The organism is Bradyrhizobium sp. AUGA SZCCT0182 (assembly GCF_018130185.1).
Lineage (GTDB): Bacteria > Pseudomonadota > Alphaproteobacteria > Rhizobiales > Xanthobacteraceae > Bradyrhizobium.
Genome location: NZ_JAFCLY010000016.1, coordinates 40265 through 60331, shown reverse-complemented (window position 1 = coordinate 60331; position 20067 = coordinate 40265). Strand labels below are relative to the sequence as shown.

Here is a 20067-nt window from a genome sequence, read left to right as displayed (position 1 = left end):
TCACTCCTTCACGCGGATGATGATGTTGAGGTATTTGTCGACCTCCGCGCTGGCGCCGGGCGGCACCACGGTGGTCGCGTCGACTTGTTCGATGATCGCGGGACCCTGGAAGCTGAAGCCGCGGGGCAGGTCGTCGCGCTGAAAGACCGGTGTGTCGAGTCCGTTGCCATCGAACCATACCCGGCGCCGGTCGACCGGCTCCGGGATCGCTCCGGTGGGCCTGTGCACGGCGAACTCGGCCTTGGGGACGATGCCGACGGCCTTCAGGTTGAGACGGAAGAAGCTGACGGGAGAATCGTCGCGGCGGAAATTGTATTCGCGCTGATGCTCGGCGTGGAAGCTCTTGACGAGGTCGGCTATCGCGCCGATCGGACGCGGCGCGCTGACGGCGAGCGACCGCCACTGGCCGCGATACATCATATCGATCGACCGCTGCAGCACGATGTCCTGCTGGGCGACGCCTTCGTGGGTCAGTCGCGCCAGGGCTTCCTTCTCCAGCGCGGCGAACTGCGCCTCGATGTCGGCGGAATCGGCCTCGTCGGCGCCGACCATGCAGCTTTGCGAGAAGTCGTGCTGCATGTCGACCAGAAGGCATCCGAGCGCCGAGGTCACGCCGGGATTGGGCGGCACGATCACGACGGGGATCGCAAGTTCGCGGGCGACGTCGACGCCGTGCAGGGCGCCGGCGCCGCCAAAAGCGACGAGCGCGAAGTCGCGCGGATCGTAGCCGCGGCTGATCGAGATCAGCCTTACCGCGTCCGACATGTTGGCGTTGGCAACTTTGAGGATCGCGTCCGCCGCCTCGTGCAGGCCGAAACCGAACGGCTTTGCGACGCCATCCTCGACGGCCTTGCGCGCAAGCTCGGGGTCGAGCATCACCTTGCCGCCGGCCAGGCTGGTGCCGAGCCGACCCATCGTGACGTTGGCGTCGGTATTGGTCGGCTGCGCATTGCCATTGCCGTAACAGGCCGGGCCTGGATAGGCGCCGGCCGATTGCGGGCCGTTGCGCAAGGAACCGGCCGGATCGGTCCAGGCGAGCGATCCTCCGCCCGCGCCGATGGTGAGCACCTCGATGGACGCAAAGCGGATCGGGTAGCCGTATTCGATGTACCAGTCCTTGGTGATGCGTGACTGACCCTCATAGGCCAGCGAAACGTCGGTCGAGGTACCGCCCATGTCGAGGCCAATCGAATTGGGAAAGCCGCAGAGACCCGCGATGTAGCGGCTGGCAATCGCGCCGGCGGCAATGCCGGAACCTGCGAGGCGCGCGGCGAAATCCTTGACGCTCGCCGGCGTCATGACGCCGCCGCCGGTGTGCAGCAGCAGGAGATCGCGGGTGTAGCCTTCGTCGGCAAGGCGCTCGCCGAGGCGGCTCGTGTAGCTGACGACGACCGGACTGACGACGGCGTTGACGACCGTGGTCGAGAATCGCTCGTGCTCGAAGATTTCGGGGAGCACCTGCGAGGAGATCGACACCGGAATGTCCGGCATCTCCGCGAGCAGGATGTCGCGCATCGCGCGCTCATTCTCGCCATTGAGGTAGGCGTTCATGAAACAGACCGCGATCGCGGCCACGCCCCGGCGCTTCAGAATGCGCGCGACCTTGCGCGCGGCGTCAGTGTCGAGCCGCTGGATTACCTTGCCGGCCGCATCGACGCGTTCGGGTACGGTCAGCCGGTCGCGTCGCGGCACATAGGGTTTGACGACGTCCTTGTAGGTGTCCCAGAGGTCTTCCTTGTTGGCGCGCCGGATCTCGATGACGTCGCGGAAGCCTTCGGTCGTCACCACGGCGGTGCGCGGAAGGCGGCGCGTGATCAGTGCGTTGGTCGCAACCGTGGTGCCGTGCGAGAACAGCGCCACCCTGGACAGATCGATGCCGGCCTTGGAGACGCCGCCCATGATCCCCTCGATGGGATCCCGGGTCGTGGATGTTTTCTCGATGCGGATGAGGCCGGTGGCCTCGTCCATGATGCATATGTCGGTAAAGGTGCCGCCGACGTCGACGGCCACGCGAAGATTTTGCACGATACGGCTTCCTTTCCAACGCGTGCCGGGCGAGGTCGGGACGACGGTTCAGGCGCGCCGGATTGATGATCCGGCTGCCGCAGACGGCCCGTTCGACCGGCGGATTTCGAAGATGTCGCGAGGATTATAGGCAGGCCTTCGGTGAGGCTTCTTGACGCTGAGCGCAGGAAGATTTGTGCCAGAGAGCACGAACGGCTCAGCCGTCGCGTCTACTCCAGCCTGCCCAGGAAACAATCAAGGGTCGGATCAGGAAGAGTACTGGAGCCGTCATTGCTTCATGGATAGGCTGCGCGCGCCGCCGCCCGCGCCTCGCTCGGCGTGCAGCCAAACCGGCCGCGGTAGTTGCGGCTGAACTGCGCCTGGTCGCCGAATCCCCAATGATAGGCAATTTCGGAGATGCTCTTGCGGCAGTGCGGATCGCGCAGCATGGCATCGCACATCAGCAGGCGCTGGGCGCGGATATAGGTGCTCACGGTGACGCCTTCGCCTTCGAATATCTGGTGCAGATATCTGAGAGAAATGCCGCAACCGTCCGCCACCGTCTGCGGCGTCAGCCGCATGTCGTCGAGGTGTGTACGGATAAAATGCTCGCAGCGATGCAGATGCGCATTGCGGATCGTGGACGAGTGACCCGCCAGCACGCGCTCGTCGGACTCGACCGCCATCGCTAGCAAATCGATGAGATGCTTGCCCATCATGGTTCGGGCAGTCTCGTCCATTTCCTCGATGCGCTCGCCGGAAAGGCGTAGCGTATCGACGAAGAGCGCGCCGACGCTGCGGCTGGCGTCGAATTGCAAGGTTGCGAGGCGTTCGGGGCGGGAGATCCGCCCGCGCAGCACGGCGCTTGGGATTTTCAGCACCCAGAGCGCGGCGGGATCGTGGTGGCTGAACTCATAGGGTAAATGGCTGCGCTCGATCAGGAAGGCGCCCGGTCGGCAGCGGATGTCCTTGCCGTCCTGCTCAAAGCGGATCTCGGCGAGCTCGGGCACGGTGATCAGGAAGCATTCCTCGCGTTCATTGACGAGGTGGCGTTCGTGCCGCTTGTAAAGCAGGCCGTCGCAGACGTTGCGGGAGATCGAAACCGGCCCGAGCGACCAGGCGCCCAAATTGCCGTGGAAGTCATGACCTCCGAGAAAGCGAAGATCCAACGAGTAGTAGATGTCGGAGACGACCTTCTGCCAGAACTGGCGGCGGTGATGGGTAGGAATGTCGTTGGTCGCGAAAGTGGTCTGCATCTTGCGCTCCGTCACTGCCGTCGACTACGGGGTCTTAGGTTCTCTCCTGACCGGGACCATCTGTCGCGCCGATGTGGCGGCGAACGCGATAGGTATCGTCATCTCGATCGTTGATGGCCGCACTCATACGCACTCCCGTGCCGTCATCGACGTCAGCTTGGCGAGGACGGCAGGATGACGTCAAGTCCAATGGAAGGGGAAGCCGATATTTTAGGCCGCGTGCTCAATTTCGATCAGGACAACCGAAGGATGGAGGCGGCGATCAACAACAACCTCCCGGCCGGAGTCCGTCCGAAGAGGTTGCCCATTGTCGGAGCGTTCCGGCGATTACGTCAACTGCGTAGTCTGGCCAAAAGCCCCGCGCGAGCCTGACGCGCGTCCAGTGCCATCCTGACCTTGACGAACCTGACCGCTGTGTTCGGCTGAAGCTGGCCGATCAGGTCGATGTCGGCTGCGTTCACCATGCCAATCATGAACTAGCCGCCGCCCTAAACGGCGTCGGTATCGACGCCGGCGGCAGGCCGCGCAAGTATTCGTGATCACGCAGATAATCCAACCGTGGTTAGTCGCATTGAGGGCGTAAGATAAGCCGCTGAAATACCGAGACTATCTCTTTTCCATCGCCCCCTTGATGGATTGGAGCGAGAAGGCGGCATGCGCACGATGGTTGCGCCGAGAGATCAGAGAAAATCGAGCAACATCCAGCGTGCGCAAGCCGACCTGAACGTGCTGGGGTATCAGTGGCGGGTCGATCGTTTCAAGAACGTGTATATGAAGACTGCGGTTTGCTGGTTGGCCGCGCTCAAGTTAAATCCTTCGTCTATGGAAAAATCCCGCCCCCAAAAGAGGCGCGTGTCGATCGCCGGCATGCATATCGATCGCGCTTCAGCGGTCCCGATCCACCTGCAGATCGCCGCGCATCTCCGGAACGGCATTCTGCAGGGGAGGCTTTCGGCCGGCACGAAGTTCCTCGGCTCGCGGGAGATCGCGCGCGAACTGGGCTGTTCACGAACCGTGATTCTGACAGCGTGGGATTTGCTCTATGCCGAAGGTTACCTGGAATCGACCCCGCGTGGAGGCGTCACCGTCGCGTCGGTCAAGCAGGCGCAAGCGAGCCCGGCGCCAGCGGCGGTGTCCTCGTCAGGAGAGGATTCGACTGCTATCGAGATTGGCCCGGTCTCTGATCGATGGCGATCCCTGCTGGCATTCGAATACGACACCAATTGGAAGTCCGAATTCAGCCCCGGTGCGCCGGATGTTTCCAGCTTTCCATTCAGGGAATGGGCGAGGCTGCTGCGGCAGGCCTGGCAGAATCCCAAAAACTCCGACTGTCTGGACCTTCCGCCTGAGGGGCATCCGGCGTTGCGGAGCGAAATCGCCAATTTCCTCGGATCGGTGCGCGGTCTGGTCTGCACGCCGGGCAACGTGGCCGTGACCTCCGGCACGTCAGGTGCACTGGATTTTTGCAGCCGCATGATCCTCGATCAGGGCGACGAGGTCTGGGTCGAGGAGCCCGGGTTCGTCGAAGCCCGGTGGACGCTGACCGCGGCCGGCGCGAGACTCATTCCGGTGCCTGTCGACGACAAGGGCCTCTGCGTTTCCGAGGGAATTCGGCTGGCGCCGCATGCCAAGCTGGTGGTCGTGACGCCGTCGCATCAATACCCGATCGGCGTCAGCATGGGGCTTGAGCGGCGGCTCGAGCTTTTGAACTGGGCGAACAAGAATGACGCCTGGATCATCGAAGATGATTACAATTCGGAGTTCAGGCACCAGGACAGCATGATTGCCTCGCTGCGGTCGCTCGATCGCGACGGACGCGTGATCTACCTCGGGACATTCTCGAAGCTGATGATGCCGAGCTTGCGTATCGGCTACATGATCGCCGACGAACGTCTCATCAGGGCGTTCTCGAAAGGTCGCGCCCGGATCGATGTCCACACATCGGGAATCGGGCAGGTGGCGCTGGCGGAATTCATGCGGGAAGGCCACCTGGTGAGACATCTGCGACGAATGCGGAAGGTTTATGCCGCGCGGCGGGCTGCCTTGATTGACGCGATCACCACATTGATGCCTGATGATCTGACCGTGTCATCCGCGGCGACCGGGCTCCATCTGGTCGCCTTCTTCACCGAGCGAATGCGGGCACGGATGAGCGACGCAGAGGCGGCAAGGCTCCTGCTGCAAACCGGCATTCACGTGCAGCCGCTGTCGCAGAACTATCTCGGCGAACCCACGCGGCAGGGATTGGTGTTTGGATATGGGCGGCTGCAGACGGAGGATGCACGCCGGTTGATATCCAAAATGGCCGCGTGCCTCAGTGCTTCATAGCGGCAGCAGATCAGCTTGAGCCATCGGAGTCGCGGCTCCGGGGGCGGCGAGTGTGCATCTTCCGTGAGCATCAATGCCCGGATTAATGCAGAAGACTTTGGAAGAGCGGCAGCGCGTTCGAGCGGCTGGCCTACCTGTTTGCGGCAAGTCTGGCTCTATGCGATGGCTCGACCGGTCTGTCACAAATTCGCCTGGGTGGCCTTCACAGGGGAAGCAGGGTGATGATGACGGATCGTGGAGTCTCGTTGAAACTACTGATCGGCGCGGCCTATCTCTAGCTCGACTTTCGCGATTTGAGTCGCAACGTGGCTTCTGTCGTCGCCCCCGGCCTTGTTCGGTGCGCTGAGAAGGAAGGCAATGGCTGAACAAGGAATGAAATGAACGGCTTGAACAGGGAATGGGAAGTCGGAACCGATATCGGGGGCACCTTCACGGACATCATTGCCATCCGGCGTGACCCCGCCGAAACCCGGATCGCCAAGGTTCCGTCGCGTCCGCATGCGCCGGTCGATGCGATGCTCGAAGCCCTTGAGGCCATTGGACTGCAGAAGGATCAGGTCAAACGCTTCGTCCATGGCACCACGCGGGTAACCAATGCGATCGTCGAGGAACGCCTCCCAAAGGTTGCGCTGATCGCCACCGCTGGATTCGAGGATGTGCTGGATATCGCCCGCTACCGGCGCCGTGATCTGTACCGCCTCGATATCCCGCCGAAATCGCCATCATTGGTGCCGCGCGAGCTTTGCTTCGGTCTGGTCGAGCGGCTCGATCACGAAGGCAATGTGCTGAAGCCGTTGCAGGACCGCGAGATCGATCGTCTGCTGACCTGGCTGAAGCGGACCGGTGTGCAAAGCGTCGCGGTGGCCTTGCTGCATGCCTACGCCAATCCGGTACATGAGAGGATTCTGGCCGAACGGCTCAAGGCGATCGTGCCGCATGTCTCGCTGTCACATGAGGTCAATCCGGAAGCACGCGAATACGAGCGCACGTCGTCGACGGTGTTCAATGCGGCGGCGATGCCGATTGCCGTCGAATATTTGAGTGAGCTGGAGCAGCGCCTGCCGATCGGGCCTGGCCTGCAGGTGTTCCATTCCGCCGGAGCCATGGTGCCGATTGCTGCGGTCAAGCGGCGTCCTCTGGTAATGGCGATGTCCGGGCCCGCGGCCGGTGTGTCGGCGTCGGTCAGCATTGCGCGCCAGCTCGGCACGCCGAGAATGCTCACCTTCGATATGGGCGGCACCACCACCGATGTCTGTCTGATCATCGATGGGCAGGCGGAGATGGCGGACGGCCGAATGCTCGGGGATCGGCCGCTGCGCCAGCCGATGCTGGCGGTTCACTCGATCGGAGCGGGAGGTGGTTCGATCGTGCGCAATGGGCCAGGCGGCTTGACCGTAGGACCCCAGAGCGCGGGGTCCGAACCCGGCCCGGCCTGCTATGGCCGCGGCGGCACGGCGGCGACGATCACCGATGCCAACGCGGTGCTCGGCTATCTCAATCCCGAAACGCGGCTCGGGGACCGTATCAGCCTCGACATCGAGGCTGCCCGACGCGCCATTGCGCCCATAGCACAAGCGTTGAAACTGGGCCTCGAGGAGACCGCACTCGGCATCGTCAAGGTCGCCAATGCAACCATGGCAAGGGCGCTGCGCCGGGTGACGGTGGAACGCGGCATCGACGGCCGCGACTGTACGCTCCTTGCCTTCGGCGGCGGCGGTCCGATGCATGCGGCGGGAATGGCGGATCTCTACGGCATCGGTTCGATCGTGGTGCCCAACGCATCGAGTGCATTTTCTGCGCTTGGCTGTCTCACTGCCGATTTCAGCTTTCTGCAGCAGCAGACCTTCCGTGTCGCATTGGATGGTATCGATCTCGCTCGGGTGTTGGAGCGGATCGAGACCTTGATCGGGCAGGCGTCGGAACCATTGATTGCCAACGGCGTTGCGCGCGCAGAGATCGACGTCGAACTGGTCGCCCTGATGCGCTATGCCGCGCAGAACGACGCCATTGCCGTGCCGTTCTCCCTGCCTCTGAATACCACGCGCCTGCGGGAAGATTTTCTCGTTCGTCACCACGAACTGTTCGGCTACGCGACGCAGGAGAGTTGCGTCGTCGAATCGGTGCGCGTGCAGGCGCGGCGGCCATCGACCACCATCGTCGATCGCCCCACGACCGCCGTTCGCAAGTTGCAGGTGGCTTCGCGTCGATGCACGTTCGATGGCGGCCATGACGTGGCGACGGTGATCGTGGACCGCGCCTCGATGAAGGAGCCGGTCCTCGGGCCCGCGATCATTGAAGATGCGTGGTCCACAATTGTGGTCCCCCCGGGCTGGCAGGCCAAACCGGACACGGTCGGTCATCTCTTTTTGACGAAGGTGAGGCCATGACGCTCGATCCGTTTACCGTTGAGGTGATCCGGCATGGTCTGTCGGCGGCAGCCGAGGAAATGAGTCTGGTGATGACGCGTTCGGCACGCTCGCCACTGTTGCGCGAAGCCGGCGATCTTTCATCTGCGATCACCGATGCGAAGGGCGATCTGGTCGGTCAGGGCCGGGACATCCCGATCCACCTCGGGGCCATGGCTTACACCGTCCCGGAACTGCTGAAAGTTGTGCCCGTAGGCAGCCTGAACGACGGCGACGTGCTGATCTATAATCTTGGCGCGCTGGGCGGCAACCATCTTAACGACGTCAAAGTGGTCCGGCCGGTTTTTGTCGACGGTGATATCGTCGCATTCGCGATCAGCCTCGCGCATTGGCCCGATATCGGCGGAACATGGCCGGGCAGCTACTTCGCCAAGGCCATCGATACTTTTCAGGAGGCGATGCGCATTCCGCCGGTTCTGATTGCGACAGCGGGCGGTGTGAATACGCCCATCATGCAGCTTCTGCAGGCCAATGTACGCGATCCCGAAGCGTGCGAGGGCGATCTGCTCGGACAGATCGCGGCAACCAAGGCGGGCGAAAAGCGCATCGTCGAGCTTTGCCGGCACCACGGCAGGGATGTGTTCACCGTGGCGCTGGCGCGTCTGCATGATCTGTCGGAGATCGAGATGCGGGAGGCGATCCGCGAACTGCCGGACGGCGTCTATGAAGGGGAAGATTACCTGGACGATGGCGGCGCGGGCGGCGAACCCGCCCGCATTCACGTCAAGATCACCATCGCTGGTGACGAGGCCACGTTCGATCTGTCTGGCAGCGCCGACCGGGCCGCGAATTTCTGCAACACGACGCCGTTCATCGCGCGTTCCGCGGTAGCTTATTCGGCACGCATCATGAGCGGGCGTGAGATGCAGCAAAATGCCGGCGCCTTGCGGCCGCTCACGATCATCACGCGCCAGGGTTCGATTCTGGAGCCGGGGTGGACGGCGGCCGTCGCGGCGGGAAATCACGAAACCTCAATGCGCATCGTCGATGCCATCTTCCATGCGATGCAGGACGCGATTCCGGAACGCTTGTCCGCCGGCGGGACGACGACAGCCAGCGTGCTCTTTTTCGCCGAGCCGCGCTCGGACGGCTCCTGGAAGATGCTGTACGAGGTCCATGGCGGCGGCGAGGGCGCGCGCCATGATCGTGACGGCGTTTCGGCGACGCGCGTGCACCTGGCCAATACGTCCAATACTCCGGCCGAAGTGATCGAGGCCAACTACAAGATCCGGGTCGAGCAGCAATCCATTCGCCGCGAGTCCGGTGGCGCCGGAAAGTATCGCGGCGGCGACGGCGTGGTGCGTTCCTATCGGATTCTCGCGCCGTCCATGCATCTGACCACATGTATCGAGCGAATGGTGATCCCGCCATTCGGCATGCAGGGCGGCCAACCCGGCCAGACCTGCCTGATATCGCTGGTCAGAAATGGCGCCAATGTCGAAATCGATGGCAAATCGAATCTGGTGCTGCAGCGCGACGATCTTGTCACCATCGAGAGCTGCGGCGGCGGCGGTTATGGAGCGGCGAATGAGGTTTCTCGATGAGTAGGCTATTGCGAACCGGCCTGAACGCAGGCGACAGCGCACCGCTTACCGTCGTCGGCGGTGAGGGCGTCTATTTCCACCTCGAGGATGGCCGTCGCCTGATCGACGGAAGCAATACTGGTGGCGGCCTTGGCCATCGTCATCCGGCGATGGTGGAAGCGATCCGTCGCGCTGCGGATACGCCCGTCGTGAATGAAGGCTGGACCTGGATCGGGCGCGAGCAAGCCGCTGACGATCTGATCAGGGTCGCCTTCGTAGGTGAAGAGGACTGGGTCGGCGCCGTTCGCTTTTGCATCAGCGGAAGCGAAGCGAATGACATGGCGCTCTCGCTTTGCCAGGCACTAACGCAGCGCACGGCGCTCGCGACCCGCGAACGCGCCTATCACGGCCTGGTCGGTCTGTCCCGCAGCATGACCGTGCAGCCGCAATGGCATGGCGGCCTCGCGGTGCATGCCGGTGGCTCGCAACTGCCTGCCGTGATGGCGCCGGTCCGCATTCTACCCGCGCCCGATGGCGCGATCTACGGCGCACCACCGAACAATCCGTCGGCGAAACAGTATCTCGCCGATGCCGCAAGCACCCTGTCGGACACCGCCGCAACCATCATCGACTATACGCAAGGCGGCATCTACTACGACGCCGACTATCAGGACCAACTGGCGCTGCACGCCCGCGAGGCTGGATCGGTCTGGATCGCCGACGAAGTGGTGACCGGCGCGGGGCGGGCGGGGCGATGGTTTGCGTTTCAAGGTGGCGAGAGCCGCCCGGACATCGTGACGCTCGGCAAATCGTTGGGGGGCGGCGCCGCGGCGGTCGCGGCGGTCGTGGTGTCGAAAGCGATCGTCGAGCAGCTCAAGGGCAAGAGTTGGCAGAATTACGGCACGTTGCGCGGGCATCCGATCAGCATGGCCGCCGTCAGCGCCTACCTCGGCGTCGTCACCAGCGAAGACATCCTGTCGCGGGTACGCCAGCTCGAGGGACTGTTCGCAAAGCGTCTGCTCGAGATCGCGCGGCGGCATCCCAGCGTAAGACGCGTGGCGGGACAAGGCCTGCATTGGACCATTGAGCTGCACGGGCCGGACTGGCGGACGTGGCACGCGGACAGCCTTGAGGATCCCATCGCTTCCCGCGTCGCGTTGCGCGCCCTTGAGGCCGGCGCGGTGATCGGAACCAGCGGTGAACAGACCTCGCTGTTCCTTGCGCCGCCTTTGGTGATCTCCGCGGATGAATCCCATCGGCTGCTCGATGCGCTGGATCACGGTCTGCAGGTTGCGGATGAAGAGCATGAGCGGCATGCTGCACCAAGCCACGGCCGATAGGAGGGCTGGACTGAGTCATCAAGGATACCGCCAGTGAGCTGCGTTTCTCGCTTGGCCGGTTGGCGAACCCTGGTACCTGCCGATGCCTGACGGCACGCTCGACCATGCGCTGGCGCGCGCCGAGCATCGGGCGGCGAGCGGAAACGCAGAACTGACGTGCATCACGAGGACTGTCTCCGGAATTGACTTCGTGTGAACCAAAACTTTAACTGCTGGCTCGATTGAGCCGGATAAGACTCCGAGCTTCACAGGCTGCTTCATTTTCATGCAAGCGCCGCCTTAAATGGAAGCGCCCAGAAAGGTATCCATGCGCGTCATCAATGTTGCCGCCGCCCAGTTGGGTCCGATTCAGAAAACCGACAGTCGCGAAACCGTCGTCAAGCGCATGATCGCGCTGATGGATGAAGCCAAGGCGAGGGGCGCCGATCTGATCGTCTATCCGGAGCTTGCCCTCACCACGTTCTTTCCTCGCTGGTACATGGAGGGCCAGGCCGAGGTCGACACGTGGTTCGAACGCGAGATGCCGAATGCTGCGGCCATGCCGCTGTTTGAGCGCGCCGCCCGGCACCAGATGGCGATGAGCTTTGGCTATGCCGAACTGACAGCGGACGGACATCACTTCAACACCTGTATTCTCACCGATAAGTCCGCCAGAATTGTCGGGACCTATCGCAAGATCCATCTGCCGGGGCATTCGGAGTTTGATACGAAACGCGCGTTCCAGCATCTGGAGAAGCGCTACTTCGAGCCCGGCGATCTCGGTTTCAAGGTCTGGCGGACCCTCGGCGGAATCTTCGGCATGGCCGTCTGCAACGACCGGCGCTGGCCGGAAACCTACCGCGTGATGGGTCTGCAGGGCGTCGAGATGGTGCTGATCGGCTACAACACGCCCTCGGTCAATGCCGAGAAGAGCGAGGAGGGGCCCGAGAAGCGGCTCTTCCACAACCGGCTGTCCGCACAGGCCGGCGCCTACCAGAACTCTACCTGGGTCGTATGCGTTGCCAAGGCCGGCGTCGAGGATGGCCACCCCTTGATCGGCGGCAGCCTGATCGTCAATCCGGACGGCGAGATCGTCGTCGAGGCGAAAACCGAAGAGGACGAGTTGCTGGTTTACCCGTGCGACCTCGACGCCACCGATTTCGGCAAGAAAACCATCTTCAACTTCGCCAACCACCGCCGCATCGAGCATTATGGCCTGATCACCAGCCGCACCGGCGCGGTGCCGCCGCTGGAAAACTAGATGTTCGGCATCTCCTTCCGCGAACTTGATCCGCACGACCGATACAAGTTGCTGTGCGGGGTCGTGGTGCCACGGCCGATCGCGCTGGTCACCACGCTCGACGAGAACAACAAGGTCAACGCGGCACCGTTCAGCTTCTTCAACGTGTTCTCCGAAGATCCTCCGCTCGTGGTGCTCGGCTTGCAACACAAGGCCGATCACAGCCCCAAGGACACCACCCGCAACATCCACCGCAGCGGAGAGTTCGTCGTGCATATGGTGGACGAGGCGTTGGCGACCACCATGAACGACTGCGCGATCGACTTTCCCTCCGGCAACAGCGAGGTGGAGGCGACGGGCCTGGCGACATTGCCGTCAGTCGATATCGCCGTGCCGCGGCTGGCGGCAGCTCCCTTCGCGCTGGAGTGCAGGCAACATGTCGCACTCGCTTTCGGACCCGGGCGCGAACTCCTGGTTGGTGAGGTGCTGCGCCTGCACGCGCGCGACGGCTTGGTCGACCGGGAGAGGATGTACGTCGATTTCGACGTCTATCGTCCGATCGGACGCCTGTTCGGCAATCTCTACGCTACCCAGCGCGATACCTTCGCGCTGACGCGCGAAAGCCACGCCCAGTGGCTTGCACGCAGCGGTGCGCGTGAACCGTCCGGCGAAAGTCAGTGATGGGCGAACTGTACCGCACCCAAAGCCATGGTCACGGCCGCCTGCGTCGGGTCGATCACGGGAATCCCGAGCGCCTGTTCCAGCGGCCTTCGATGACGCGCCATGCCGGCACAGCCCATCACGATGGCGCCGGATCCGTCTTCGTCCTTGAGCGCGCGCCCGACCTCGATCATCTTCGCGAGCGTTCCTTCGCCCGACGCCGTCTCCGCCACGCTCATGTTGAGCGGGCGCTCCCGCGTCAGGCGATCCGTCAATCCCATTTGCCTGAGGTAACGGACGTGGCGGCGAATCGAGCGCTGTGCGATCGCAATGACGCCGAAGCTTTCGGCGCGCGCAAGCGCCGTCAGCACGCCGCATTCGGCGATGCCGAAAACGGGCCGGTCCGTCGCTTCGCGGCAGACATGCAGGCCCGGATCGCTGTAGCAGGCAATGACAAAGGCGGCCGAACTGTTGTCGCCTTCGACAAGACGGCGCAGCGGCATCGCCACGCCATCGACGTCGGCCTGGCTTTCGATCCCGTAAGGCCCTTCAGCCAAAGTTTCGCAGACGATCTCCGGTCCGCCCTCAAAGCCGAGCGGCTTGAGTGCCTCTTCCAGCCCTTGCGTCACGAGGCGATTTGAATTGGGATTGATGACGAGAATGCGTTGCCTGGACATCATGTTTTCCTGCTGGACGGTGCATCGGCCGATGCCGTGGGGCCTAGGCGCAAAGAGACTTCGATGGAAGCAATGACCATGCCATCGAGCGATGCATGGTCCACTGTCTGCTCCCAAAGCGCAAGGGAGTGTAGCGACACGATCTGTGCTTTTATGCAGCGGACGCCCGACTTGCGATTCAGGACCTGACTTGGAGAGTTTGCCATGACCGAACCCGCCTACGACCTTCTCATTCGCGGCGGACGCGTCGCGACCGTCAGCGACGTGTTCGAGGCCGATGTCGCCATTTCCGGCGAGACGATTGTTGCTGTCGGCCGCGGCTTGCCGGCCGGGCGACGCGAGATCGATGCGCGCGGCAAGCTGGTGCTGCCCGGCGGCGTCGACAGCCACGCCCACATCGAACAGCTATCGGCCGCGGGTATCATGAACGCCGATACGTTCGAGAGCGCGACGGTCTCGGCGGCCTTCGGTGGCACCACCAGCGTGATCTCGTTCGCGGCCCAGCACGTCGGCATGAAGCTGCCGCAGGTGCTGGAGGACTATCATGCGCTGGCCAAAAAGGGCGCGGTGATCGACTACGCCTTTCACATGATCATCGCCGATCCGACAAAGGAAGCGCTGGAGACGGATCTGCCGGCATTGATCAAGCAGGGCCACGGCTCGATCAAGATCTTCATGACCTATGATCGCCTGAAGATCGATGACGAGCCGCTGCTCGACATTCTGCTGGCGGCGCGCGACGGCGGCGCGATGCTCTGCGCCCATGCCGAGAACCACGGGATCATTTCCTGGATGGTGAAGCGGCTGCTCGCGCGCGGTTACACCCATCCGAAATATCACGCTATCAGCCACGCCCGCGTTTCGGAAGCGGAGGCGTTCACGCGGTTGATTGGCATGGCTGCGCTGATCGACCAACCGATCATGATCTTCCACGTCTCGACGGCGGAAGGCGCCAGGGTGATCCGCGATGCGCGCGGGCAGGGGCTGAAGGTGTTCGCGGAGACCTGCCCGCAATATCTGTTTCTCACGGCCGATGATCTCGACAAGCCCGGCGTGGAAGGCGCCAAATGGATGTGCAGCCCGCCGCCGCGGCGCGCCGCCGACCAGGAAGCGCTGTGGCAGGCGTTGGCGCTCGGCGATCTCCAGACCGTGTCGTCCGACCACGCGCCGTATCGATTCGACGAAACCGGTAAACTGCGGGCCGGCCCCAATCCTAATTTCAAGCAGGTGGCGAACGGTTTGCCGGGCCTTGAAGTCCGGTTGCCGCTGCTGTTCGACGCTATGGTTTCCAGGGGGCGCCTCGGAATCGAAAAGTTCGTCGAACTGACCGCGACGGCACCTGCAAAGATCTACAATCTGCATCCGCGGAAAGGCTCGATTGCGGTTGGCGCCGATGCGGATATCGCGATCTGGGACCCGGCGCGAGAGGTGACGCTGAGCGATGAGATGATGCATGACCTCACGGGCTATACGCCCTTTGCCGGCCGCAAGCTGCGCGGCTGGCCGGTGACCGTGCTATCGCGCGGGCGCGTGATCGTGTCGGACGGCAAACGTTCGGTCGAAGCAGGCTCAGGGCGTTTCCTCGCACGCACGGGAGGAGAGGCGGCGAAACCGACCGGCCGGCTGGTATCGGATATGGACCCGGAACAGAATTTCGGGGCGAGGCTCCTGTGATCTGTCCGCGGCGACGGGTTCGGATTGAGAAATGAGAATCCTTGTTTTCGGCGGCACCGGTTTTGTTGGGCTCAATATCGCCGCGACATTGCTGGCGCGCGGTCATGCGGTGACGTTGTTCGACCGCGCGGGCTTGCCGTCTGACGCAGCCAGGTATCTTGCCTCTCACGCGGATCGGCTGACCGTCATCCAGGGCGATATCACCGATCAGAATGCCGTCGGGCAGGCGATCGCAGCCAGCTATGAGGCGATCATTCTCGGAGCCGCAATCACGGCCGGTCCGGAGCGCGAGGCAAAGGATCCCGAGACCATTCTGCGGGTCAATCTGCTGGCTCAGACGCCGGTCCTGATCGCGGCGCAGCGCACTGGCGTCAAGCGCATCATCAATCTGTCGTCCGCGGCTGCCTACGGCGCCAGCGCATTTGGGAATGCGGTGCTTGATGAGGAGACGCCTTGCGATCCGGTTTCACTCTACGCCATTACCAAACTCGCGTCGGAGAAAGTGGCCGCGCGCCTTTCCACCCTATGGCAATGCCAAATCGTCAGCGTACGGCTGAGCGCCGTATTCGGCCCGTGGGAGCGGAGCAACGAGGTGCGCGACACGCCAAGCCCGCAGGTGCAGATTCTGGCTGCGATGCAGGAGAAACGCGAGGCCGTTCTGTCACGTCCGGGTGTCAGGGACTGGATCTATGCGGTGGATGTCGCGGAAGCCGTGACAGTGCTGATCGAGGCGGAGCGGCCCAAGCATCAGCTCTACAATATTTCGACCGGCGTGGAATGGCCGGCGCTGCAATGGGGGCAGGAATTGGCCGCGCTGCGCCCCGGTTTCATTTGCAGGCTGACCGATGCCGGTGAAGCGGCGACGATCGACCTGCATAGTCCAGCCGACCGGGCGCCGCTTTCGGTCACGCGCATGGCGGAAGAGTTCGGCTGGCGCGCGCGGTTCGGCTGCGCCGATTCCGTCGTCGAACTGAGCAACTGGTGGAAAGAACATCGAGGGAAAGCCTGACATGAGACTGACAGGGCGGACGGCGATCATAACCGGCGCTGGCTCCGGCATCGGCCGCGCCAGTGCGGCGCTGTTTGCGAAGGAGGGCGCCTTTATCGCGTTGGTCGATCGTGATGGCGCGGGCTTGCAGGAGACGCTGGCGGCGATCGACGGCGTGAAGGGTGAAGCTTCATTCCATGTCGGCGATGTCGGCGAGGCGGATTTCGCGCAAACTGTGGTTGGCGATGTCATAGCGCGGCGCGGCCGCCTCGATGTGCTGATGGCCGCGGCGGGCTTTTCCTGCGGCGGCACGGTGCTGACCACCGATCCCGCCGATTGGGATGCGGTGTTCCGCACCAATGTCGGCGGCACCTGGCTCTGGGCACGCGCGGCAGTGCCCGAGATGCAGCGGCAAGGCAGCGGCTCGATCATTGCGCTCGCCTCGCAACTGGCGATCGCCGGCGGCAAGGGCAACAGCGCCTATATCGCGGCCAAGGGCGCGATCATCAGCCTTACCCGGACGATGGCGGTGGATTTCGCCACGGACGGAATCCGGGTCAACGCGATCGCGCCGGGCGCCATCGACACGCCGATGCTGCGACGCAGTTTTGCTCGCCATGCCGACCCTGAACCAGTGCGTGAAGCGTCCCGCAACCGCCATGCCATGAAGCGATTTGGCCAGGCGGAGGAGGTGGCCCAGGCAGCGCTCCACCTCGCCAGCGATGCGTCTTCCTTTACGACCGGCACCGTGATGGTGGTGGATGGCGGATGGCTCGCGGCATGAATAGCTTGCTCGCTCTCGAAGCCCAGGTTCGCGCCGATCTTGCCAAGACCGCGCATCCGGATGCTGCGTGGCTGACGCCGAAGCTCGGGCCCGACGGCAGACCGGCGCTGGACGTGCTCGTGGTGGGCGCCGGGCAATCTGGGCTCGCGACGGCGTTTGGGCTGATGCGCTCGCAGGTGAGCAACATCCTCGTGCTCGACAAATCCGAGGAGGGGCAGGAAGGACCGTGGCTCACTTACGCCCGCATGCATACGCTGCGTAGTCCGAAGCATTTCACCGGGCCCGATCTTGATATTCCCAGCCTGACCTACCAGTCCTGGCACGAGGCGCGCTTCGGCGAGGGGGATTGGCGAAATCTCGACCTGATTTCACGCGAGCTTTGGGCGGAGTATCTGCTCTGGTTCAGGCGCATCCTGGACCTGCCGGTGCGGAATGGTTGCGAGGTTATCGAGATCTCGCCTGCGGCCGGTGGATTGCTCGCGGCCAAGGTAAAGACGGCTGATGGTTTCGATATTGTCTTTGCGCGCAAGATTGTGCTGGCGACGGGGCAGGAAGGCATGGGCGACTGGACCATTCCGGAGCCGCTACGCCATCTGCCGTCGTCGGTTTGCGCGCATGCGGCCCAGCCGATCGACTTCGCCCGCTTGTGCGGCAAGAATGTTGCGGTGATCGGCGCCGGCGCTTCGGCCTTCGACAATGCAGCGACCGCACTGGAGGCAGGCGCGGCCGAGGTGGATCTGTTTTGCCGCAGGGCGGAGATCCAGGTGATCCAGCCCTACCGCTGGCTCACGTTCCGCGGCTTCCTGCGTCACTTCTGTGATCTGGATGATGCCTGGCGCTGGCGCTTCATGCGCGCCGTGCTGGAGATGCGGGAAGGTTTTCCGCAAGCGACCTACGACCGCTGCGCGCATCATCCCAATTTTCGCCTGCAGGAGGGGGCACCGATCGAAGCCGCCACGCAAACGGCTTGCGGCGTCGACTTGCAGACGCCGCGGGGCGTGTTCGCGGCCGACTTCGTGATCTGCGGCACAGGGATCGACATGAATTTTGCCGGCCGGCCCGAACTGCGAAGCAGCGCCGCCAACATCGCGACCTGGGCCGACCGCTACCAGCCGCCGCCGGACGAGCGCAGCCCGCGGCTCGGGCGTTTTCCCTATCTCGCTGACGACTATGCGCTGATGGAGCGGGTCGCCGGTGAAACACCATGGATCGCGAACATTCATGTCTTCGCGATCGCCTCCACCATGAGCTTCGGTGCTTCGGGCTCATCGATCAATGCGATGACCACGGCCGTGCCGAAGCTGGTGCACGGGTTGACACGCGGCCTGTTTCGCGCGGACATCGAGCGGCACTGGGCTTCGTTCAAGGCGTATGACGTGCCCCAGGCTGTCGTCGTGCGGCAAGCATCCACGACGGGTGAGGAACGGTGAACGGTTTTCAACCGCGTTTGGGAAGCTCGGCTCATACCTACTATGCTCCTGCCTCTGGCGGTTCCGGTTGGCATATCCCTTGCTTTAAGTTGATGTTCTCATTCAGAAAATAAACCTGACAATATAGGGAATAAGTTCGATGGGCGTTACAGGATCCAGGCGTCTGCTTTCGGCGGTAGCCTTTGTCGCGTTTTCACTGGCCGCCGGATCGGTGCAGGCACAAACGCGCGCGGAAACGCTGCGCTACGTCACCGGCGCATCGGTCAATACGCTCGAGCCGAATGTTCCGGGTTCGACCCGCGAAGCCTTTGCGGTGAGTCTCAGCACCTACGACCGGCTCGTGTCATTTGGCCGCAAGCAACTCAATGGCAAATGGGTGTTTGACCTCAGCAAGATCACCGGAGAGCTGGCGGAATCCTACGAGGTCAGCCCGGACGGGCTGAAGATGACTTTTCGCCTGCGCAAGGACGCGAAATTCCAGGACGGTACACCGGTCACCGCTGATGACGTCAAGTGGTCGCTCGACCGCGTCGTCACGGCGCCGATCCTCGGCAAGGCGCAGCTTCTCACGGGATCGTTGACATCAGCCGATCAGTTCAAGGTCGTCGACCCCTTGACCATCGAGGTGACGCTGCCGAAGCCGGACAAGCTGGCCTTACCGAATCTCGCCACCGTCTACCCGATCATCATCAACTCCAAGGTCGCCAAGTCGCATGCGACGGCAGAGGATCCCTGGGCAACGGCGTGGTTGAAGGAGAACACGGCCGGCAGCGGCGCCTACAGGATCGAGACGTTCAAGCCGGGTGAACAGGTGATCATGGTGCGCAACGAGGCCTGGAACCGCGGCACGACCGACAAGTCGGCGTTCTTCAAACGCGTCATCGTGCAGTCGGTGCCGGAGCCGGCGACGCGCGCCAATCTGGTCGAGCGTGGCGACGCCGATATCGTCGTCGATCTGCAGGCGAGCGACGTCCAGTCGCTCGAAGCCAAAGCCAAGCTGAAGGTGATCTCGACGCCGCAATACAATTCCGTCACCTTCGTTTCGATGAACAATCAAATCCCGCCCTTCGACAACGTCAATGTGCGCCGCGCCGTCGCTTTTGCGCTGCCCTATGACGACATGTTCAAGGCGGCGCTGTTCAGCCGCGGGTCGCCGCTGTTTGGCGCAACATGGGCTGATGGCAAGCCATCGAGCGGCGCCTATCCTGTACCGCAGCCGGTGAAACTCGACCTCGATAAGGCCAGGGAATATCTGAAGGCGGCCGGCATGCCGGACGGCTTCTCGACCACGTTCAGCTTTAACGTCGGTCAGGCTTCCACCGCCGAGCCTATGGCTGCGCTAGTGAAGGAGTCGCTCGCCAAGATCGGCATCAAGGTCGATATCCAGAAGCTGCCGGATGCGCAGATGTCGACGCAGATCAACGAGAAGAAGCTGCCTTTCTTTACCGAGGGCATCGTCGCCTGGTTGCCTTCGCCAGACTATTTCTACCGCAACTTCTACACCGGCAATCAGCGCTGGAACTACTCGTCGATCAACAATGCCGAACTGGTGGAGATCGCGCAGAAGGCCCGCTTCGAACCCGATGCGGCCAAGTATGAGGAAGACGGCAGGAAGCTCAACGCCATCCATTTCACCGAGATGCCGCAGATTCCGCTCTGGCAGCCCAGCCAGGACGCGGTCATGGCGGCCTCGGTCGAAGGCTACACCTACCAGTTCCACCGGCAGGTCGATTATCGCGATCTCAGTCGCAAGTAACC

The 20067-nt window shown here is 63.0% G+C and carries 15 protein-coding genes; 11 read left to right on the top strand and 4 right to left on the bottom strand.

The annotated features are described in order from the left end of the window. The 3 genes from JQ611_RS18450 to JQ611_RS18440 form a co-directional block, all read right to left on the bottom strand. A complete protein-coding gene (locus JQ611_RS18450) occupies positions 1 to 2025 on the bottom strand; it encodes a hydantoinase/oxoprolinase family protein (protein WP_212466193.1) in 2025 nt (674 codons plus the stop codon). A gap of 275 nt (positions 2026 to 2300) precedes the next feature. Beyond that, the gene (locus JQ611_RS18445; RefSeq protein WP_212412684.1) at positions 2301 to 3260 is read right to left on the bottom strand and encodes a helix-turn-helix domain-containing protein; all 960 of its coding nucleotides are present in this window, start codon (positions 3258 to 3260) and stop codon (positions 2301 to 2303) included. Between the two features lie 332 nt (positions 3261 to 3592). Then, complete coding sequence (locus JQ611_RS18440; protein ID WP_212466192.1) at positions 3593 to 3733, bottom strand: hypothetical protein; 141 nt, start codon at positions 3731 to 3733, stop codon at positions 3593 to 3595. 349 nt (positions 3734 to 4082) lie between these two features. On the opposite strand from JQ611_RS18440, the gene JQ611_RS18435 reads away from it, so the two are divergent. From JQ611_RS18435 to JQ611_RS18410, 6 genes are all read left to right on the top strand, one after another. After that, positions 4083 to 5588: a PLP-dependent aminotransferase family protein gene (locus JQ611_RS18435; RefSeq protein WP_212466246.1), complete on the top strand. Its 1506-nt coding sequence runs from the start codon at positions 4083 to 4085 to the stop codon at positions 5586 to 5588. A 377-nt stretch (positions 5589 to 5965) separates the two neighbouring features. Then, entirely contained in the window at positions 5966 to 7975 is a 2010-nt protein-coding gene (locus JQ611_RS18430; RefSeq protein WP_212466191.1) for a hydantoinase/oxoprolinase family protein, read from the top strand. Next, a complete protein-coding gene (locus tag JQ611_RS18425; protein WP_212466190.1) occupies positions 7972 to 9558 on the top strand; it encodes a hydantoinase B/oxoprolinase family protein in 1587 nt (528 codons plus the stop codon). The genes JQ611_RS18430 and JQ611_RS18425 overlap by 4 nt, the downstream gene beginning before the upstream one ends. Further along, the gene (locus JQ611_RS18420; protein ID WP_212466189.1) at positions 9555 to 10877 is read left to right on the top strand and encodes an aminotransferase class III-fold pyridoxal phosphate-dependent enzyme; all 1323 of its coding nucleotides are present in this window, start codon (positions 9555 to 9557) and stop codon (positions 10875 to 10877) included. The genes JQ611_RS18425 and JQ611_RS18420 overlap by 4 nt, the downstream gene beginning before the upstream one ends. A gap of 307 nt (positions 10878 to 11184) precedes the next feature. Then, a complete protein-coding gene (locus JQ611_RS18415; RefSeq protein ID WP_212466188.1) occupies positions 11185 to 12117 on the top strand; it encodes an N-carbamoyl-D-amino-acid hydrolase in 933 nt (310 codons plus the stop codon). Beyond that, positions 12118 to 12777, top strand: coding sequence for a flavin reductase family protein (locus tag JQ611_RS18410; protein WP_212466187.1), 660 nt, complete (start codon positions 12118 to 12120; stop codon positions 12775 to 12777). Here JQ611_RS18410 and JQ611_RS18405 read toward each other — a convergent pair. Beyond that, positions 12771 to 13433 (bottom strand): aspartate/glutamate racemase family protein, encoded by a 663-nt coding sequence (locus JQ611_RS18405; RefSeq protein ID WP_212466186.1) that lies wholly within the window; start codon positions 13431 to 13433, stop codon positions 12771 to 12773. The genes JQ611_RS18410 and JQ611_RS18405 overlap by 7 nt on opposite strands. Positions 13434 to 13637: 204 nt before the next feature. On the opposite strand from JQ611_RS18405, the gene hydA reads away from it, so the two are divergent. The 5 genes from hydA (at position 13638) to JQ611_RS18380 (ending at position 20065) form a co-directional block, all read left to right on the top strand. Continuing rightward, complete coding sequence (hydA, locus tag JQ611_RS18400; protein ID WP_212466185.1) at positions 13638 to 15107, top strand: dihydropyrimidinase; 1470 nt, start codon at positions 13638 to 13640, stop codon at positions 15105 to 15107. A gap of 31 nt (positions 15108 to 15138) precedes the next feature. Next, positions 15139 to 16116 carry an NAD(P)-dependent oxidoreductase gene (locus tag JQ611_RS18395; RefSeq protein ID WP_212466184.1) on the top strand — a complete coding sequence of 326 codons (978 nt, stop codon included), beginning with the start codon at positions 15139 to 15141 and terminating at the stop codon, positions 16114 to 16116. 1 nt (position 16117) lies between these two features. Next, positions 16118 to 16879: an SDR family oxidoreductase gene (locus JQ611_RS18390; RefSeq protein WP_212466183.1), complete on the top strand. Its 762-nt coding sequence runs from the start codon at positions 16118 to 16120 to the stop codon at positions 16877 to 16879. After that, entirely contained in the window at positions 16876 to 18309 is a 1434-nt protein-coding gene (locus tag JQ611_RS18385) for an NAD(P)-binding domain-containing protein (RefSeq protein ID WP_212466182.1), read from the top strand. The genes JQ611_RS18390 and JQ611_RS18385 overlap by 4 nt, the downstream gene beginning before the upstream one ends. Before the next feature lie 139 nt (positions 18310 to 18448). Next, positions 18449 to 20065, top strand: a complete 1617-nt coding sequence (locus tag JQ611_RS18380; protein ID WP_212263763.1) for an ABC transporter substrate-binding protein — start codon at positions 18449 to 18451, stop codon at positions 20063 to 20065. Positions 20066 to 20067: the final 2 nt, after the last annotated feature.

Coding starts and splice junctions, on each gene's coding strand:
- JQ611_RS18445 (WP_212412684.1), bottom strand. CDS start 3,260: ATGCAGACCACTTTCGCGACCAACGACATTCCTACCCATCACCGCCGC.
- JQ611_RS18440 (WP_212466192.1), bottom strand. CDS start 3,733: ATGATTGGCATGGTGAACGCAGCCGACATCGACCTGATCGGCCAGCTT.
- JQ611_RS18435 (WP_212466246.1), top strand. CDS start 4,083: ATGGAAAAATCCCGCCCCCAAAAGAGGCGCGTGTCGATCGCCGGCATG.
- JQ611_RS18430 (WP_212466191.1), top strand. CDS start 5,966: ATGAACGGCTTGAACAGGGAATGGGAAGTCGGAACCGATATCGGGGGC.
- JQ611_RS18425 (WP_212466190.1), top strand. CDS start 7,972: ATGACGCTCGATCCGTTTACCGTTGAGGTGATCCGGCATGGTCTGTCG.
- JQ611_RS18420 (WP_212466189.1), top strand. CDS start 9,555: ATGAGTAGGCTATTGCGAACCGGCCTGAACGCAGGCGACAGCGCACCG.
- JQ611_RS18415 (WP_212466188.1), top strand. CDS start 11,185: ATGCGCGTCATCAATGTTGCCGCCGCCCAGTTGGGTCCGATTCAGAAA.
- JQ611_RS18410 (WP_212466187.1), top strand. CDS start 12,118: ATGTTCGGCATCTCCTTCCGCGAACTTGATCCGCACGACCGATACAAG.
- JQ611_RS18405 (WP_212466186.1), bottom strand. CDS start 13,433: ATGTCCAGGCAACGCATTCTCGTCATCAATCCCAATTCAAATCGCCTC.
- hydA (WP_212466185.1), top strand. CDS start 13,638: ATGACCGAACCCGCCTACGACCTTCTCATTCGCGGCGGACGCGTCGCG.
- JQ611_RS18395 (WP_212466184.1), top strand. CDS start 15,139: ATGAGAATCCTTGTTTTCGGCGGCACCGGTTTTGTTGGGCTCAATATC.
- JQ611_RS18390 (WP_212466183.1), top strand. CDS start 16,118: ATGAGACTGACAGGGCGGACGGCGATCATAACCGGCGCTGGCTCCGGC.
- JQ611_RS18385 (WP_212466182.1), top strand. CDS start 16,876: ATGAATAGCTTGCTCGCTCTCGAAGCCCAGGTTCGCGCCGATCTTGCC.
- JQ611_RS18380 (WP_212263763.1), top strand. CDS start 18,449: ATGGGCGTTACAGGATCCAGGCGTCTGCTTTCGGCGGTAGCCTTTGTC.